General features: G+C 70.9%; 16 protein-coding genes and 1 tRNA gene. 16 read left to right on the top strand and 1 reads right to left on the bottom strand.

Annotated elements, in window-relative coordinates; all coding sequences use genetic code 11:
• The 11 genes from ACFRCG_RS21645 to ACFRCG_RS21695 all read left to right on the top strand — a co-directional run bounded on the left by ACFRCG_RS21645 (window position 1) and on the right by ACFRCG_RS21695 (window position 10400).
• Window positions 1-966 (top strand): ABC transporter ATP-binding protein, encoded by a 966-nt coding sequence (locus tag ACFRCG_RS21645; RefSeq protein WP_380033734.1) that lies wholly within the window; start codon window positions 1-3, stop codon window positions 964-966.
• Window positions 967-1037: 71 nt separating this feature from the next.
• Window positions 1038-1931 carry an ABC transporter ATP-binding protein gene (locus ACFRCG_RS21650; protein WP_380033736.1) on the top strand — a complete coding sequence of 298 codons (894 nt, stop codon included), beginning with the start codon at window positions 1038-1040 and terminating at the stop codon, window positions 1929-1931.
• A gap of 78 nt (window positions 1932-2009) precedes the next feature.
• Window positions 2010-3452, top strand: a complete 1443-nt coding sequence (locus ACFRCG_RS21655; RefSeq protein ID WP_380033738.1) for an amidase — start codon at window positions 2010-2012, stop codon at window positions 3450-3452.
• Between the two features lie 139 nt (window positions 3453-3591).
• The gene (locus ACFRCG_RS21660; RefSeq protein ID WP_380033740.1) at window positions 3592-5250 is read left to right on the top strand and encodes an amidohydrolase; all 1659 of its coding nucleotides are present in this window, start codon (window positions 3592-3594) and stop codon (window positions 5248-5250) included.
• 431 nt (window positions 5251-5681) lie between these two features.
• The gene (locus ACFRCG_RS21665; RefSeq protein WP_380033742.1) at window positions 5682-6116 is read left to right on the top strand and encodes a MarR family winged helix-turn-helix transcriptional regulator; all 435 of its coding nucleotides are present in this window, start codon (window positions 5682-5684) and stop codon (window positions 6114-6116) included.
• A 402-nt stretch (window positions 6117-6518) separates the two neighbouring features.
• On the top strand, window positions 6519-7661 hold the full coding sequence (locus ACFRCG_RS21670; RefSeq protein ID WP_380033743.1) for an acyltransferase family protein: 1143 nt from the start codon (window positions 6519-6521) through the stop codon (window positions 7659-7661).
• 883 nt (window positions 7662-8544) lie between these two features.
• Window positions 8545-8781 carry a hypothetical protein gene (locus ACFRCG_RS21675; protein ID WP_380033745.1) on the top strand — a complete coding sequence of 79 codons (237 nt, stop codon included), beginning with the start codon at window positions 8545-8547 and terminating at the stop codon, window positions 8779-8781.
• A gap of 561 nt (window positions 8782-9342) precedes the next feature.
• Window positions 9343-9660, top strand: a complete 318-nt coding sequence (locus tag ACFRCG_RS21680) for a hypothetical protein (protein WP_380033747.1) — start codon at window positions 9343-9345, stop codon at window positions 9658-9660.
• On the top strand, window positions 9657-9836 hold the full coding sequence (locus ACFRCG_RS21685; protein WP_380033749.1) for a hypothetical protein: 180 nt from the start codon (window positions 9657-9659) through the stop codon (window positions 9834-9836). Before ACFRCG_RS21680 ends, ACFRCG_RS21685 begins: the two co-directional genes overlap by 4 nt.
• Before the next feature lie 39 nt (window positions 9837-9875).
• Complete coding sequence (locus ACFRCG_RS21690; protein WP_380033751.1) at window positions 9876-10154, top strand: hypothetical protein; 279 nt, start codon at window positions 9876-9878, stop codon at window positions 10152-10154.
• A 36-nt stretch (window positions 10155-10190) separates the two neighbouring features.
• On the top strand, window positions 10191-10400 hold the full coding sequence (locus tag ACFRCG_RS21695) for a hypothetical protein (RefSeq protein WP_380033753.1): 210 nt from the start codon (window positions 10191-10193) through the stop codon (window positions 10398-10400).
• A 138-nt stretch (window positions 10401-10538) separates the two neighbouring features.
• Here ACFRCG_RS21695 and ACFRCG_RS21700 read toward each other — a convergent pair.
• Window positions 10539-10610, bottom strand: a tRNA-Arg gene (locus ACFRCG_RS21700).
• Between the two features lie 130 nt (window positions 10611-10740).
• On the opposite strand from ACFRCG_RS21700, the gene ACFRCG_RS21705 reads away from it, so the two are divergent.
• The 5 genes from ACFRCG_RS21705 to thrC all read left to right on the top strand — a co-directional run bounded on the left by ACFRCG_RS21705 (window position 10741) and on the right by thrC (window position 17047).
• A complete protein-coding gene (locus ACFRCG_RS21705; protein WP_379994952.1) occupies window positions 10741-11139 on the top strand; it encodes a response regulator in 399 nt (132 codons plus the stop codon).
• Between the two features lie 52 nt (window positions 11140-11191).
• On the top strand, window positions 11192-12844 hold the full coding sequence (argS, locus tag ACFRCG_RS21710) for an arginine--tRNA ligase (RefSeq protein WP_380033755.1): 1653 nt from the start codon (window positions 11192-11194) through the stop codon (window positions 12842-12844).
• A 203-nt stretch (window positions 12845-13047) separates the two neighbouring features.
• Entirely contained in the window at window positions 13048-14436 is a 1389-nt protein-coding gene (gene lysA / locus ACFRCG_RS21715; protein WP_380033757.1) for a diaminopimelate decarboxylase, read from the top strand.
• Window positions 14437-14665: 229 nt separating this feature from the next.
• The gene (locus tag ACFRCG_RS21720) at window positions 14666-15958 is read left to right on the top strand and encodes a homoserine dehydrogenase (protein WP_380033759.1); all 1293 of its coding nucleotides are present in this window, start codon (window positions 14666-14668) and stop codon (window positions 15956-15958) included.
• A 6-nt stretch (window positions 15959-15964) separates the two neighbouring features.
• The gene (gene thrC, locus ACFRCG_RS21725) at window positions 15965-17047 is read left to right on the top strand and encodes a threonine synthase (RefSeq protein WP_380033761.1); all 1083 of its coding nucleotides are present in this window, start codon (window positions 15965-15967) and stop codon (window positions 17045-17047) included.
• Window positions 17048-17266: the final 219 nt, after the last annotated feature.

Raw genomic sequence — 17266 nt, forward strand, 5'->3', positions numbered from 1 at the left:
ATGGCATTTCTGGAAATCGACGAGCTGACCGTGCGGTTGCCCAAGGGACGGGCCGCCCGGCCGATCCTGGACGGCGTCTCGCTGCGGGTGGACGAGGGCGAAAGTGTGGGCCTGGTCGGCGAGTCCGGCTCGGGCAAGTCGGTCGCGTGCCGCTCGGTGCTCGGGCTGCTGCCGGAGGGGTCCTCGGTGAGCGGTGCGGTGCGCGTGGGCGGACGCGACGTACTGGGGTTGCGTCGGGCCGAGTTGCGTTCGCTGCGGGCGCGCGAGGTGGCGATGGTCTTCCAGGACCCGAGGGCGTCGGTCAATCCGATGCGCCGGGTCGGCGACTTCCTCACCGAGGGTCTGCGCGCGGCCGGGACCGCTCCGGCGGTCGCCGCGCGGCGTGCGGTCGAACTGCTCGAAGCGGTGGGCATTCGCGACCCCGAGGGCGCGATGCGCCGCTATCCGCACCACTTCTCCGGCGGCATGCTCCAGCGGGTGGTGATCGCCGCGGCGCTGGCCGGGGAACCGTCGTTGCTGCTGGCGGACGAGCCGACCACCGCGCTCGACGTGACCACGCAGGCCGAGGTGATCGGGATCCTGACCCGGCTTCAGGCCGAGCGCGGTACCGGCATGTTGTTCGTGACGCACGACCTGGAGTTGGCCGCGGCGGTGTGCGACCGGGTCTACGTGATGTACGCGGGGCGGATCGTGGAGTCGCAGACCGCGGCGGGATTGTTCGCGCGACCGAGGCATCCGTACACCGCCGGACTGCTCGCGTCCACGCCGCGCCTGGACCCGGACGCCGGGCCGCCGAAGCCGATTCCGGGACGCCCGGTGTCGCTGGCCGAGGCGCCGACCGGGTGCGCGTTCGCGGCGCGCTGTGCGCGGGTGGGGCCGGAATGCCTGGTCGAGCCGCCCGCGCTGGTGCGGGCCGACGACGCGTACGCGGCTTGTTTTCGGGTCGACGAGGGGATTGTGACGTGACCGGCTCGGTGGCCCGCAGGGCTGGGGGCAAGGGCGGGGGAGTTGTGGGGGCCGGGGATTCGGGGGGTTCCATGGGGTCCACGAGTGCCGGGGGCTCCACGGGTGCCGAGGGTTCCACGGGCACCGAGGGTTCCGTCGACTGCACGCTCGAAGTCGCCGACCTGTGCAAGGCGTTCGGGGGGCATCGGGCCGTGGACGGGGTGTCGTTCACGCTCCCGCCCGGCGGCTCGCTGGGCATTGTCGGCGAGTCCGGATGCGGCAAGACCACGACGGCGCGCATGCTCGTGGGGCTCGTCTCGCCCGACTCGGGCAGCATCCGAGTCGGGGGTCGGGAGCGGGCGGCGCGTACCCGCAATCGGGTCGAACGCCTGGCCCGCGCCCGGGAGATGCAGATGGTGTTCCAGGACCCCTACCTGTCCCTGGATCCGCGCATCGTGGTGCGCGAGTGCATCGACGAGGTGCTGCGCCTGCACTTCGACCTGAGCCGGGATCAGCGGGCGGCGCGTGTCGACGAGTTGCTGGACCAGGTGGGGCTGGGCGAGCGCGAGGCGGGGGCGCTGCCGAAGGCGCTGTCGGGTGGGCAGCGCCAACGGGTGGCGATCGCGAGGGCCTTGGCCGCCGAGCCGAAGGTGCTGATCCTGGACGAGGCGGTCGCCGCGCTGGACGTGTCCATCCAGGCGCAGATCCTCGACCTCCTGGCCGGGATTCGGCGCGACGCGGGAGTCGGCTTCCTGTTCGTCAGCCACGACCTCGCGGTCGTCCGGCACATCACGGAGGACGTGGTGGTGCTGCGTGGCGGGCGGGTGGTGGAGGCGGGCCGGACGGCCGATGTGCTGACGGATCCGCAACACGCCTATACGCGGCTGCTGCTGGATTCGGTGCCGCGGGTGGGGTGGGATCCGGCGCGGATCGCGGCGGATCGGCGGGCGTTGGAGCGGGAAGCGGAGGGCTCGTCGGGGGACTGATCCCCGGTCGACGGAGCCGAACTCGTCGCGGTGCGCCCGGCCGCGACGCAAACACAACGAAAGGAACCAGGACTTCCCATGTCCGATCACGCCGTCGATGAACTCGCCTACCTGCCCGCGACCGAGGCCCTGCGTCGTTTCCGGGACCGATCCCTGTCGCCCGTGGAACTGATGAACGCGGTGATCGCGCGCGCGGAGGCGGTCGAGCCCGTCGTCAATTGCCTCGCCGAGCGGCTGTACGACGAAGCGTTGTCCGCGGCCCGGGAGGCCGAGGCCCGCTACGCCGGCAAGGGCGACGCGCCACGGCCGTTGGAAGGACTCGCGGTGGCGACCAAGGAGGAACAGCCGATCGCCGGCCGGACCATCGCCGAGGGCTCGCTGCCCTTCGCGACCGAGATCGCCGATACGACCCACCCCGTGGTCGAGCGGGTGATGGCGGCCGGCGGCATCGTGCACGCGCGCACCACGACCCCGGAGTTCAGCTGCGCGGCGTTCACCAGCTCGAAGTTGTGGGGCGTGACCCGCAATCCGTGGAACCCGGACTATTCGCCCGGTGGTTCCTCGGGCGGCGCGGGCGCGGCGCTGGCGGCCGGGAGTACGACGCTGGCGACCGGTTCGGACATCGGCGGCTCGATCCGCATCCCCGCCTCGTTCACCGGCACGGTCGGCTACAAGCCGCCCTACGGGCGGGTGCCGGCGCTGCCGCCGTTCAACCTCGACACGTACTGCCACGACGGCCCGATGACCCGCACGGTCGCCGACTGCGTACTGCTCCAGAACGTCATCGCGGGCCCGCACCCGCTCGACGGCGTCGCGCTCGACCCCAAGCTGATCCTGCCGACCGTGCCGGAGGACGTCGCGGGGCTGCGGGTGGCGTTGTCGATCGGGTTGGGCGACTGGCAGGTCGACCCCGAGGTGGAGGCCAACACCCGCGCGGTCGCGGAGGCGTTGCGCGAGGCCGGTGCGATCGTCGAGGAGGTGGCGGTCGACATCCGCCGACGCGACGTGATGGACACCGCGATGGTCCACTTCGGGGCGATCTTCGGCTCGTGGGTGGGCGGGGTCGCGAAGGACCACGGTGATCGACTCAACGCGTACACCCTCAGGTTCGCCGAGGAGACGGTCGCGGCGGCGGACCGGCGCGGACTGCTCTCGGGCCTGGAACGCGAGGCGGCGATCCAGGCCGAGATCGGCGCACTCCTGGACCGATACGACGTGTTGCTGTGCCCGACGGCCGGCATTCCCGCGTTCCTCGCGGACGACGACTACACGTCGACCAAGGTCACGATCAACGACGTCGAGTTGGAGCACTACCTCGAGGCGTCGCTCACGACGGTGTTCAACATCGCGAGCCGGTGCCCGGTGTTGAGCGTGCCATCGGGGCGGGCGGCGAGCGGGGTTCCGACGGGGGTGCAGATCGTCGGGCGGTTCTACGACGACGCGACGGTTTTCCGGGTGGCGGCGGCGGTGGAGCGGGTTCGGCCGTGGGATTACGCGGGGGTGGGGACACCGGGGCGTTGAGGGGGCGCCTGGTCTTCGTGCTCTGACTCGTCTGCTCCCGCTTCGTCCCCTCACCCGCTTGCCTTCGTCGCTTCCTTCCTCTCCCTCTCCTCCGTCTCCTCCGTTTCCTTCTTCTTCGTTACAGCGCCGGGAGTTCCACATGTCTGCGTTCGCCGATGTCGTTTTCCGAGGTGGTGCGGTCCATACGATCGATGCCGTGCGTCGCCGGGCCACGGCGGTGGCCGTGCGGGATGGGCGGATCGTGGCGGTGGGCCATGATCCGGACGTACGGGACCTGATCGGGCCGCGTACCGACGTGATCGACCTGGCGGGGCGGGCGTTGGTGCCCGGGTTCCAGGACGCGCACGTACATCCCGCCCTCGCGGGGATGACGCTGATCCGCTGCGACCTGTCCGAAGCCCGGGACGCCGACGCGACGTTCGCGCTGATCCGGGCGTACGCGGCCGATCGGCCCGACGAGGAGTGGATCACCGGCGGCGGGTGGAACATGGAGGCGTTCGCCGGCGGCACGCCGAGTCGGCGGCAGTTGGACGCGCTCGTACCGGATCGGCCGGCGTTCCTGATCAACGCCGACGGTCACGGCGCATGGGTCAACACCCGCGCGCTCGAACTCGCCGGGCTCGACCGGCACACGCCGGATCCGGCCGACGGGCGGATCGAGCGCGAGCCGGACGGGACGCCGCAGGGCACCCTGCACGAGGGCGCGGCCGCCCTGGTCGGCGACCTGGTACCGGGTCTGGACGCGGCGGACGGCCTGCGGGCGCTGCTCGCCGGCCAGGCACGGATGCACTCGGTCGGCGTGACGTCGTGGCAGGACGCGATGGTCGGCTCCGCGCATCCGGGCCTGGATCCGCTGGAGGCCTACCTGACGGCGGCCCGCTCCGGGCAGCTGACGGCGCGCGTCGTGGGCGCGCTGTGGTGGGAACGCGATCGCGGCGCCGAGCAGTTGGACCGCCTGCTGGAACTCCGCGCGTCCTCGACGGTCGGCCGGTTCACCGCGACGAGCGTGAAGATCATGCAGGACGGCGTCGCGGAGAACTTCACCGCCGCGCTGAACGAGCCGTACTTCGACGGTTGCGGCTGCCACACCGGCAACAGCGGCCTGAGCTTCGTCGACCCGGCCGAACTGCGCGAACACGTCACGCTCCTCGACGCGCACGGGTTCCAGGTGCACGTACACGCGGTCGGCGACCGGGCGGCGCGCGAGGCCCTGAACGGCTTCGCCCAGGCGCTCGCCATCAACGGCCCCGGCGACCGGCGGCACCACATCGCGCACCTTCAGGTGGTCCACCCCGACGACATCCCGCGCTTCGCGGCACTGGGCGTGTCGGCCAACCTCCAGCCCCTGTGGGCCGCCCACGAGGCCCAGATGGACGAGCTGACCATCCCGTTCCTGGGCGACGAACGGGCCGCCTGGCAATACCCCTTCGGCGACCTCCTCCGCTCCGGCGCGACCCTCGCCGCCGGCAGCGACTGGCCGGTGAGCGCTCCGGACCCGATGTGGGGCATCCACACGGCGGTCAACCGAGTGCTGCCCGCCTTCGCCGAGCCGTCGGACACGATCTTCCTGCCCGAACAGCGCATCGACCTGACGGCGGCCCTGGCGGCCTACACGGTCGGCACGGCGTACGTGAACCACCGCGACCACGACACCGGCACGATCGAGGCCGGCAAACTCGCCGACCTGGTGGTCCTCGACCGCGACCCGTACGCGGCCTCGCCGACCGAAATCGCCGAGGCGCGGGTACTGGCCACATTCGTGGAGGGCAAGGCGGTGTATACGGGAGAGGGCCTGTAGGGCCGCCGGGCCGAGGGCGCGAGAGGGCCGGCGCCCGGGGTAGTCCTTGTAAAGATTATCCCCGCGCAGATAATCTGCCCTCGACGGCTCGACGGCTCGACGGCTCGACGGCTCGACGGCTCGACGGCTCGACGGCTCGACGGCTCGACGGCTCGACGGGCCGCTCGGTTTGACGGCTGGTGTGGTGAGTTGGGTGGACAGCCGTCCACCTGCGTGGTCCGCGCGTTCCGTCGGCGGGTTCGTCGATCGGCTGGTCGATCGCCCGAACGCCCGACGGACAGGCGGATGCCTGCCTCGACCATCGGCGTTCGTTCCCGAACGCCCTCCATCCCTCCGCCCCCACGCCATCCGACCTCACTCCGCCCCACCCCGCCCCGCCCCACCGCACCGCGCCGGCACCGCACCGGCACCCGCGCTCAGGGAGGCCCACCATGCCGCTCGCCCCCGACGACAGTCCGGGCTTCCTGCTCTGGCACACCACCCTCCGCTGGCAGCGCACGATGGCGGCCACGCTCGGCCCGCTCGACCTGACCCACCCGCAATTCGTGCTGTTGGCAAGCCTGTGGTGGCTGGAGGGCCGAGACGTACGCCCCAACCAGCTCACCCTCGCCAACCACGCGGGCATGGACGTCAAGACCGCCTCCCAGGTCCTCCGCCGCCTGGAAGCCAAGGCCCTCCTGGTCCGGGCCACCGACCCGACCGACACCCGCGCCAAGCTGCTGCACATCACCGACGCCGGCGCCCGCCTGGCCGCCGAAGCCATCGAGGCGGTGGAAGCCGCCGACACCACCTTCTTCGCCACCACCCCGGACCGCCCGGCCCTCCTGACAGCCCTGCGCCACCTGTCGGCCGGGAACGACGCATAGCCGGTCGGCCATGGTTCGAGCCGGCCGATCGTCGCCGGCCGACGGTCGGCCCGTCGGCCCGCGGCCGGGTCATGGCCGGTCGACCACCCCCGCTGGTCAAGAGCCGACGCGATCCGCGATACTGCCGTACGCACAAGCCCCGGTCGATCCGCCGATCGGCACGCACATGATCACGGCTCACGACTCACGGAACGGCGTGGACGCACATTTCCCGGCCCGCTGCCCGAGTTCCTGTCGCGGATATCGCATACCGACCGTTCGAAATCAGATCATCAGGTCGTCAGATCACGAGATCACTCGATATCCGTCGCAGGCCGAGCGAGATCGCCCGCGACCAGGTCGTGTAGAGACATCACGGCCGCCACGACCGCGCACTCCCGCCGCCCACTCGGAGATTCCAGAATGCGGAAACTGACACACGGCGAATTCCTGGCGATGCGGAGGTTCGACGCGCTCGACGGCCTGCGCGCCTTTGCCGCCGTGATCGTGATCTTCTTCCACTTCGGCGGTCGGAAGGTCGAATTCCTGTCCGGCTGGATCGGCGTTCACGCGTTCTTCATCATCTCCGGCTTCCTGATCACCACGTTGATGCTGCGCGAGCGGGACAGAACCGGACGGGTATCCCTCCGGAACTTCTACATCCGCCGAATCTTCCGCATCATGCCGCTCTACTATGTGGTGCTTGCGGTGGTCGTCGTGGGAGCCTACAAAAACGGCCGTTCGTGGACCCTGCTGAAAGAGCACCTCCCGAACTACCTGGGCTTCATGAACGAGTACCACCTCCCGGCCGGCGACGTGCCGTACCTCTATTCCTGGACGATCGGAATCGAGCAGAAGTTCTACCTGGTATGGCCGCTCGCGCTCATCCTGGTGAGCTTCGTCTCCAGCCGCCTCCGGATTCCCCTCGCCATCATCGCGATCGCCCTGGTCCTGGTCCCCTACTCGGACACCTGGCGCGGAATGGGCATTCACTACGCGGTCCTGCTCACCGGAGCCCTGCTCGCCCTCGTCCTGCACCAGCCGCGCGGATTCGCCCTGTTCAGCCCGCTCACCCACCCCGTGGTCGGCGCAATCGTCGGCGCGGGCTTCGTGACCCTGCACCTGAACCTCAAGAACCTCGTCGAATACTTCGACGACGAACGCCCGGTAGTCCTGCTCTACGGCGTCGCGGTGGCCATTTTCCTCCCCACCCTGCTGGCCCCGGGCATCGGCAAGTGGACCCTGTCCCTCCGCCCCCTGGTATTCGTCGGCGAACGCTCCTACGGCCTATACCTGATCCAGGGCCCCGCCGAGATCGCCGTGGTCGCCATGGCCCCCCACCTCCGCCCCGGTACGGTCCTGTTCGCCATCGCGGTAACCCTGGTCGCGCTCTTCGCCGCCGACGCCCTCCACCACCGCCTCGAAAAGCCCATGGTCGAAGTGGGCCGCCGCGTCATCAAAACCCTCGACGCCCGCAAATCCACCCCCACCGACCAGCCCCCGACCACCCCTCACCACACCCCCCAAAAACCCGAACCCCAAGTCCCCGCCCACCAATCCACCTAACCGCAACACCCCACCCTCAGCCGGAGAACCGAGCCTCCCGAACTCAACAGCAACCTCGGCCGCTCCGCCGACCCCGAGGGCCACGACTCCACGGCCCAACACCAACAAGGCCCCGCCCGACCCTCGAACGGCCCGGGATCCAGAGGTCGGTGCGTATCTCGACCCAGCGAGCGACGCCGAACCACCCACCTGGCACGATGCGTTGGACGACCTGCGCGACAAAGCCGAACCGATCCACGTCGCCCGCCGCGCAGCGTTGCATCGGCCCCACGAAGCCCAGAGCGGGCCCGGAATGCTCACGTGGACCCAACCCGTGGAAGCGCCGCGCTACGAGCCCTGCTCGCCCACCCTGGCCAACTGGCCGCTGTACGGGGTCCGGCAAGATCCCGCTCGTGCAGTCCGTGGACCGGCGCTCGGTGGCCTCGCCGGTCCAGGCCCGTGATCTGCCGACCTCGGTCCCGTACGTCGCCGGCTACAAGCGGGCCGGCGGCCGGCGTCCGCGGTGATCGTGGCTGCTGAGACTGTTCACGCTGTGTGCCCCTGGCAGGATTCGAACCTGCGCACACGGCTCCGAGGGCACTCCGCACACGGCCCTGACCTGCATGTTTAGTCCGCCCCGGGCTTCCGGGGTCGATTGTGGGCGCAGGATGGGCGCGCAGCTGCCACTAGTAGCATGTGGCCCACGGTCGAAGGGGGCGCGTTCATGGTGGGGGACACGACGGAGTCCGCGGGTTTCGGGTGTGCGGCGTGTTGTGCTGAGGACGCGGTGGTGGCGCGGGCGCACCACGGGAGCCCGACCAGGGTCCGGGTCGAGAGGATGATTCGGGACGACTCGCATTTCATCGTCTCCGTTCATCGCTGCGGCCTGTGTTCGCAGGCTTTTGTGAGCGTCTTCACCGAGTACGTGGACTGGGTCGCGTCGAGGGACGCGCAATACCGGACCGTGCTGCCGATCACGGACGCCGAGGCGGACGACCTGATGGCGGGGCGGTTGAGCCCGCACCGGGTCGGGGCCCTCGGACACCGCCGCCGCCGTCTGCAGAGCGACTGGCCGAGCGAGGCCGACGAGCCGTCCGTGTACTGGGACAGCGGCGTCTTCGAGGTGCGCGAGGGGTACTGACCCGGACGGCCCCGTGCCGGCTATGCCGGTTGCGCGTCGTCGTTTCGCCGGCGGGCTCGCTGGTCCAGCAGTCAGCCACCCTTACTCGGCCGGGTACCGGGTCCGGCAGGGGCCCGCCGCGTGATGGCCGAAGCGGCCGAGGGAAGGGGCGCCCGTCCGGGCGCCCTGCCCCCGCCTCTGACGAGTTTTCGTTCAACGTCCGTCTGTGGCGGGTTGCGAAGTCTGCCGGCAAGTCCGCGCCGTGGCGCCTGCGTTGGCGAGTCGCGGGGTGGCCGGCCAACGAGCAGTTCGCCACACTGCCCCTCGCGGAGAGCCGCCGGTCGGAGCTGTCGCAGGCGATGCGCCGCGGTGAGGCGTTCCACGTCCTCACGGGCCCGCCCGAGTCCGAGTACCGCGCCGCGCAGGCTGCCCACGCCGCCCGGGAGGCCGAAGAGGAGGAGGCGGCGCCCAACTCCGGTGGTCCTGCCGGGGGATGCCCTGTGGCCCGCGTTCGGCCGGGCCTATCCAGGGGTACGGTGGCGGACCCTCGCGGGCAAGAGCCGCGAGGGGATCGCAGACGGGTTGGCCGCCGTCGCCATCGCGATGGTCGAGCCCGACGCGCCGGGCCGGCCGGCGCCTCTGGACGTCCGGGCGGTGATGCGGTGGATCGTGGTCCCGGACCACACGCCGGACGACCTGTCCGCCGAACTCCTGCCGGTGTGGGAGTGGTTGGAGAAGAACGCCCGGCCGGTATCGGCTCTGGAGGATCCCGCCGTCGTCCGGGAGGTCCGCTACCGGGTGACGTACAAGCTGGACGGCGCCTGGCCGGGGCCGAAACGGTCAAGCGGCGACGGCGGTCCCTGCAAGGGGCCGTGGCGTACGCCCGGGACGGGGCCTTGACCGTCGACCCGTTCGCCGGCGGGTGGTCCAAGCTGGGCACGACGATGCACCCGATCGACCGCCGGTCGCCGCCGAATCCGACGCAGACTCAGCAGCTCCTGACGGCCGTCTCGTACGTCGGTTCGTGGGACCGGATGCGAGGGCGCCGCCTGGTGGCGTTCTTCGCCGTCATGTAGTTCGCCGCCCTGCGCCCGGCCGAGGTGGTGGGGCCGAGGGTGGCCGACTGCGAGCTCCCCGAATCGGGCTGGGGCGCCCTGACGCTCTGGGAGACGCGCCCGGTCTCGGGCAAGCGGTGGACCGACAGCGGCGCGCGGCGCGACAAGCGCGGCTTGAAGGGTCGGGAGCCGGGGACGGATCGTCCGATGCCCATCCCGCCCGTCCTGGTGGCCATCCTCCGGGCGCACCTCGAGGAGTTCGGCACAGCGAAGGACGGTCGCGTATTCGGCCACGAGCGGGACGAGTCGGTGGGGACGTCCACGTATTGGCGAGTCTGACAGGAGGCCCGAGAACTCGCCCTCCCGCCGGCCCGGGTGCACTCGATCCTCGCCGAGAAGCCCCACGCGCTCCGGGCCGCGGCCACCACCCGCTGGCTGAACGCCGGGATACCGGTCGCCGAGGTGGCGCGCCGGGCAGGCAACTCGGTGGAGGTCATCCACAAGCGGTACCAGGCGTGCATGGACGCCGGTGAGGAGGCGGCGAACCGAGCGATCGATCGAGCCCTGGGGGAGCCGGCCACGTAGGCCCGGGAACCTGGGCGCAGGATGGGCGCGGACAGCGCGACACAACGAGAAGCGCCCGGACTCAGTAGGACTGAGTCCGGGCGCTTCGTCGTTGCGTTCTGGCTGGTCAGCGGCCGATTTCTCGTCCTGACCTTTACGTGCCCCTGGCAGGATTCGAACCTGCGCACACGGCTCCGGAGGCCGTTGCTCTATCCCCTGAGCTACAGGGGCTCGGGTGACGTGAACATTACCAGTTCTTCGGGGGCGGTTGCGAAGGGGTTGGGGTTGGGGGTGGGCGGGGTGGGGACGAGATGTGCGGATCGGGCCCCCTCGCGGGTGTGGGGGGCCTAACCTCACTGGCGTGGGCGGGATTGGTGGTGAGGCGGCGCGGGTCCTTGTCGTGGATGACGACGAGGTGATTCGGCAGCTGATCGCGGTCAATCTGCGGCTGGAGGGGTTCGTGGTGAGCACCGCCCGCGATGGTGAGGAGTGTCTGCGGCTCGTGCACGAGGTGCGGCCGGATCTGGTGACGCTCGATGTGGTCATGCCGCATTTGGACGGGATCGGGACGGCCGCGCGGTTGCGGGCGGATCCGCGGACCAAGGGGTTGAAGATCTTGATGATCAGCGCCTGTGCGCAGGACGAGGATTTTTCCCGGGCGCGGGCGGTGGGCGTGGACGGGTATCTGACCAAGCCGTTCCATCCCGAGCAGTTGATTCGCCTCGTGCGGGCGTTGTCGCCGGAACTGTCACCCGAATGACCTACCCCGCCCGCCGGGCGGGTCGGTCGGCGGGTCGCCTACCCTTGTGCGCGTGACCCCCGCAGAGCTTTCGCAGTCAGTGTTGTCCGCGGTTCGTGCCGCCGTCGAGGCGGGCGAGCTCGCCGTTGCCGTGCCCGAGAGCACGACGGTGGAGCGACCGAAGAACCGCGAGCACGGCGACTACGCGACGAACATCGCGCTGCAGCTCGCGAAGCCGGCGAAGCGGGCGCCGCGGGAGATCGCCGAGCTGTTGGCCGTGCGCATCGCTCAGGTGCCCGGCATCGCGAAGGTCGACGTGGCCGGTCCCGGCTTCCTCAACATCACCGTCGACACGGCCACCCAGGGCGAGCTGGCCCGCGCCATCGTCGAGGCCGGCGCCGACTACGGCAGCAACAACGCGTTCGACGGGCTGAAGATCAACCTCGAATTCGTGTCCGCCAACCCGACCGGGCCGATCCACATCGGCGGGGTGCGCTGGGCCGCCGTCGGCGACTCGCTCGGGCGGATCCTGCGCGCGTCCGGCGCCGACGTCACGACCGAGTACTACATCAACGACGCCGGCGTACAGATCGACAAGTTCGGCAAGTCGCTGATGGCGGCGGCGAACAAGCGGCCCGTGCCCGAGGACGGCTACGTCGGCGCGTACATCAACGACATCGCCGCCGACATCCTCGCCGAGCACCCCGACGTGCTCGGCATGGACGAGGCCCTCCAGGAGAAGATCTTCCGGGCCACCGGACTGCGGCTGATGGTCGCCGAGATCCAGCGCTCCATGGAGAACTTCGGCGCGCACTTCGACGTCTGGTTCTCCGAGACCACGCTGCACGCGTCCGGCGCGGTGGAGAAGGCGATCGAGCGGCTGCGCGAGCAGGGCCACGTCTACGACGACAACGGCGCGATCTGGCTGCGCACCACGGACTACGGGGACGACAAGGACCGCGTCCTGATCAAGTCCGACGGCGAGAAGACCTACTTCGCCTCCGACGCCGCGTACTACCTGAACAAGCGCGACCGCGGCAACGAGGTCGCCGTGTACATGCTCGGCGCCGACCACCACGGCTACGTCGGGCGGCTCAAGGCGATCGTGGCCTGCGCGGGCGACGACCCCGAGCACAACATCGAGGTCATCGTCGGCCAGTTCGTGAAGATGATGCGCGCCGGCGAAGAGGTCCGGATGTCCAAGCGCGCGGGCAACATCATCACCATCGACGACGTCGTGGAGTGGATCGGCGTCGACGCCGCGCGCTACTCGCTGGCCCGCTCGTCCACCGACTCCACCATCACCCTCGACATCGACATCCTCACCTCGCACAAGAACGAGAACCCGGTGTTCTACGTTCAGTACGCGCACGCGCGGATGTCCTCCGTCGAGCGCAAGGCGGCCGAACGCGGCATCGTCAAGGGCGAGTTCAAGCCGGAACTGCTCTCCACCGAGTGGGAGTCCGACCTGCTCGGCATGCTCGGCGAATTCCCGCGCGTGGTCGCCAAGGCCGCCGAGATGCGCGAGCCGCACCACGTCGCGCGCTACCTCGAGCAGTTGGCCGGCACGTACCACCGCTTCTACGACCACTGTCAGATCCTGCCGAAGGGCGAGGAAGCGGTCACCGACCTGACGTACGCCCGAATGTGGCTGGCCGAAGCCGCGAAAACCGTGGTGGCCAACGGCCTCGCCCTCCTGGGGGTGTCCGCCCCCGAGCGCATGTGACGGATCGTCACAACGCAACAGGCGACAGGTCGAAGGCCGGGCGGAAGTACTTGCCCGGCCTTCGGTCGTATCCGCCCCGGCGCACAGACGGACAGCCGCCGACGGACACTCACCGACACCCGGCGACCGAAACCCGCCGACACCCGCCGACGGACACCCCCCGACCCCCACCGACGCCCTGACTCCAAGGGGAGCACCACGACATGAGCCGCTCCGCCCACCCCGCCGGTCCCCGCCACGCGGACGTCCTGCCCGACGGCGCACCGCCCCTCGCGCCGGAGGACCTGGCCCTGCTCGACCCGAAGATCTGGCCCACCACCACCGCCCGCGGGACCGACGGCGTGGTCACCGTCGCCGGCCTGGACGTACGCGACCTGGCCCGCGAGTTCGGCACCCCCGCCTACATCCTGGACGAGGCCGACTTCCGGGCCCGCTGCCGGGACTGGCGCGAGGCGTTCGAGGGCGCCGACGTGTTCTACGCCGGCAAGGCCTTCCTCTGCCGCGCGCTCGTGCGCTGGATCGCCGAGGAGGGCCTGAACCTGGACGTGTGCACCGCCGGCGAACTCGCCATCGCGCTGTCCGCCGGCATGGACCCGGCCCGGATCGCCTTCCACGGCAACAACAAGTCCACCGACGAACTCGACCGCGCCCTGGACGCCGGCGTCGGCCGGATCGTGGTCGACTCCTTCGAGGAGATCAGCCGCCTCGCCTTCCTGGCCGACCGGCGCGGCGTCCGGCAAAAGGTGCTGGTCCGGATCACCGTCGGGGTCGAGGCGCACACCCACGAGTTCATCGCCACCGCGCACGAGGACCAGAAGTTCGGCTTCTCGCTCGCCGACGGGCAGGCCGCCGAGGCGGTGCGCCGGATCCGCAAGCTCGACTCGCTCGAACTGATCGGCCTGCACTCGCACATCGGCTCGCAGATCTTCGACACGGCCGGCTTCGAGGTCGCCGCGCGCCGCGTGGTCGCCCTGCTGGTCGCGGTCCGCGACGAGCACGGGGTCGAGCTGCCCGAGATCGACCTCGGCGGCGGCCTCGGCATCGCCTACACCTCCGCCGACGACCCGCAGCAGCCCGCCACCATCGCCGCCTCGCTCCTGGACATCGTGCGCCGCGAGTGCGCGGCGGCCGGCCTGGCCGCGCCCCGGCTCTCGGTCGAACCCGGCCGCGCGATCGCCGGGCCGGGCACGTTCACCCTGTACGAGGTGGGCACCATCAAGCCCCTGGAGGGCCTGCGCACCTACGTCAGCGTCGACGGCGGGATGTCGGACAACATCCGCACCGCGCTCTACGACGCCGAGTACACCGTGACCCTCGTCTCCCGGACCAGCGACGCCGCGCCGATGCTCTCGCGCGTGGTCGGCCGGCACTGCGAGTCCGGCGACATCGTCGTGCGCGACGCGTACCTGCCCGCCGACCTGGCCCCCGGCGACCTGATCGCGGTGCCCGCCACCGGCGCCTACTGCCGGTCGATGGCGAGCAACTACAACCACGTGACCCGCCCGCCGGTGATCGCGGTACGAGACGGCGAGGCGCGCGTGATCGTGCGCCGCGAGACCGAGGCGGACCTGCTGGCCCTCGACGTCGGCTGAGCGGGACACCCCGTCGGGGGCCGCCGCTCGGCGGCCCCCGCACACAGGAGAAAATCACGGGAGAAAATCCCGTCGGCACCCAGTCGAGCCGCAAGAATTCCCGTCTCGGATCCTGGACCGCAGCCGGTTCGGGGCCTGATCCGAGCGACACTTGTCGGCACTGCCCGTCGCCGGAAAACCGCCGGGGCGGCAGACTCGGACAACCTTTGTCTTCGAGAAGTGAGGTCGGATGATGCGTACGCAGCCGCTGAAGGTGGCGCTGCTCGGTTGTGGTGTGGTCGGCTCCGAAGTGGCCCGCATCATGACGACGCACGCGACCGACCTCGCCGCCCGGATCGGGGCCCCCATCGAACTCGCCGGCGTGGCCGTACGCCGGGCCGGGCGCGAGCGCGCGGGCATCGACCCCGCGCTGATCACCACCGACGCCGTCGAACTCGTCAAACGCGACGACATCGACGTGGTGGTCGAGGTGATCGGCGGCATCGAGCCCGCCCGCGCGTTGATCCTGTCCGCGATGGAGCACGGCGCCTCCGTGGTCTCGGCCAACAAGGCCCTGCTCGCCGAGGACGGCTCGACGCTGCACGCCGCCGCCGCGAAACACGGCGTGGACCTCTACTACGAGGCCGCCGTCGCCGGCGCCATCCCGCTCCTGCGCCCGCTGCGCGAGTCGCTGGCCGGCGACAAGGTCGAGCGGGTGCTCGGCATCGTCAACGGCACCACCAACTTCATCCTGGACCGGATGGACTCCACCGGCGCCGGCTTCGCCGAGGCGCTGGACGAGGCCACCGCGCTCGGCTACGCCGAGGCCGACCCGACGGCCGACATCGAGGGCTTCGACGCCGCCGCCAAGGCCGCGATCCTGGCCGGCCTGGCGTTCCACACCCGGGTGACCGCGGCCGATGTGTATCGCGAAGGGATCACCGAGGTCAGTGCCGCCGACGTGGCCTCGGCCAAGGCGATGGACTGCGTGGTGAAGCTGCTCGCGATCTGCGAGCGCGGCGCCGACGGGCAGAGCGTGAGCGCTCGCGTACACCCCGCGATGATCCCGCGCTCGCACCCGCTCGCGTCGGTGCGCGAGGCGTACAACGCGGTCTTCGTCGAGTCGGAGGCGGCCGGGCAGCTGATGTTCTACGGCCCCGGCGCGGGTGGCGCGCCGACCGCCAGCGCGGTCCTGGGCGACCTGGTCGCGGTCTGCCGCAACAAGCTCTCCGGCACCACCGGGCCCGGCGAATCGGCGTACGCGGCGCTCACCCCGCAGCCGGTGGGCATCGCCCGCACCCGCTACCACCTGAGCCTGGACGTGGCCGACCGGGCCGGTGTCCTGGCCCAGGTCGCCGCGGTCTTCGCCCAGCACGACGTGTCCATCGACACGGTGCGTCAGCAGGGCCGGGACGGGGATGCCACACTCGTGATCGTCACCCATACCGCCACCGACGCCGCGCTCGCGGCGACCGTCGCCGATCTGCGCGGTATGGACATCGTCCGTGACATCGCAGGCATCATGCGGGTCGAAGGGGAGTAGAGGACCGTGAGCGCGCTCAAGGAAGACGTCCGCACCACGCAGTGGCGCGGGGTCATCGAGGAATATCGCGACCGGCTGCCGGTCTCGGCGAGCACACCGGTGGTCACTCTGCGTGAGGGTGGCACGCCGCTGGTCCCGGCCCAGGTGCTCTCCGAGCGCACCGGATGTGATGTTCACCTCAAGGTCGAGGGGGCCAACCCGACCGGGTCCTTCAAGGACCGCGGGATGACGATGGCCATCTCCAAGGCCAAGGAGGCGGGTGCCCAGGCGGTCATCTGCGCCTCCACCGGCAACACCTCGGCCTCCGCCGCGGCGTACGCGGTGCGTGCCGGCATGGTGTGCGCCGTGCTCGTCCCGCAGGGCAAGATCGCGCTCGGCAAGATGGGCCAGGCCCTCGTGCACGGCGCGCGCATCCTGCAGGTCGACGGCAACTTCGACGACTGCCTGACCCTCGCCCGCGATCTGGCCGAAAAGTATCCGGTCGCGCTGGTGAACTCGGTCAACCCGGTGCGCATCGAGGGCCAGAAGACCGCCGCCTTCGAGATCGTGGACATGCTCGGCGACGCGCCCGACATCCACGTGCTGCCGGTCGGCAACGCGGGCAACATCACCGCGTACTGGAAGGGCTACAACGAGTACGCCGCCGACGGCCTCGCCGCCCGCCGCCCGCGCATGTGGGGCTACCAGGCGGCCGGTTCGGCGCCGCTGGTCAAGGGCGCGCCGGTGCTCTCGCCGCAGACGATCGCCACCGCGATCCGGATCGGCAACCCCGCCTCGTGGGACCTCGCGATCGCCGCGCGGGACGAATCCGGCGGCCACATCGAGTCGGTGACCGACCGTCAGATCCTGTCGGCGTACCGGCTCCTGGCCGCGCAGGAGGGCGTCTTCGTGGAGCCCGCGTCCGCCGCGAGTGTGGCCGGATTGCTCCAGGCGGCCGAACAGGGCCGGGTCGACCCGGGCCAGCGGATCGTCTGCACGGTCACCGGCAACGGCCTCAAGGACCCCGACTGGGCCGTCGCCGGCGCGCCCAAGCCGGTCGTCGTCCCGATCGACGCCGCCGCCGCGGCCGCGCAACTCGGGCTGGGCTGACCGCACACCGCACCGCGCCGCATCGACCACGACGCGTCGGCCACCCACGAAAGCGGGTGGCCGACGCGCACGCGCGGCGCCGACACGCGCGCCGCGACGACGTGCACACCACGCCACGCCGGGGCGCACGCGCCACGCCCGACACGCGCGACAACCCCCGACTTCGGTACCGATACGTGTAACGCCCACACAGGCCGAGCCGCACCCGCGAAGCCGATA

It is taken from the genome of Embleya sp. NPDC056575 (genome assembly GCF_042793325.1).
GTDB lineage: Bacteria > Actinomycetota > Actinomycetes > Streptomycetales > Streptomycetaceae > Embleya.

Bases quoted from the DNA above. Each gene is read 5' to 3' on its own strand.
- ACFRCG_RS21670 (WP_380033743.1), top strand. From the start codon at position 6,519: ATGCGGAAACTGACACACGGCGAATTCCTGGCGATGCGGAGGTTCGAC.
- lysA (WP_380033757.1), top strand. From the start codon at position 13,048: ATGAGCCGCTCCGCCCACCCCGCCGGTCCCCGCCACGCGGACGTCCTG.
- ACFRCG_RS21660 (WP_380033740.1), top strand. From the start codon at position 3,592: ATGTCTGCGTTCGCCGATGTCGTTTTCCGAGGTGGTGCGGTCCATACG.
- ACFRCG_RS21720 (WP_380033759.1), top strand. From the start codon at position 14,666: ATGATGCGTACGCAGCCGCTGAAGGTGGCGCTGCTCGGTTGTGGTGTG.
- ACFRCG_RS21650 (WP_380033736.1), top strand. From the start codon at position 1,038: ATGGGGTCCACGAGTGCCGGGGGCTCCACGGGTGCCGAGGGTTCCACG.
- ACFRCG_RS21645 (WP_380033734.1), top strand. From the start codon at position 1: ATGGCATTTCTGGAAATCGACGAGCTGACCGTGCGGTTGCCCAAGGGA.
- ACFRCG_RS21655 (WP_380033738.1), top strand. From the start codon at position 2,010: ATGTCCGATCACGCCGTCGATGAACTCGCCTACCTGCCCGCGACCGAG.
- ACFRCG_RS21665 (WP_380033742.1), top strand. From the start codon at position 5,682: ATGCCGCTCGCCCCCGACGACAGTCCGGGCTTCCTGCTCTGGCACACC.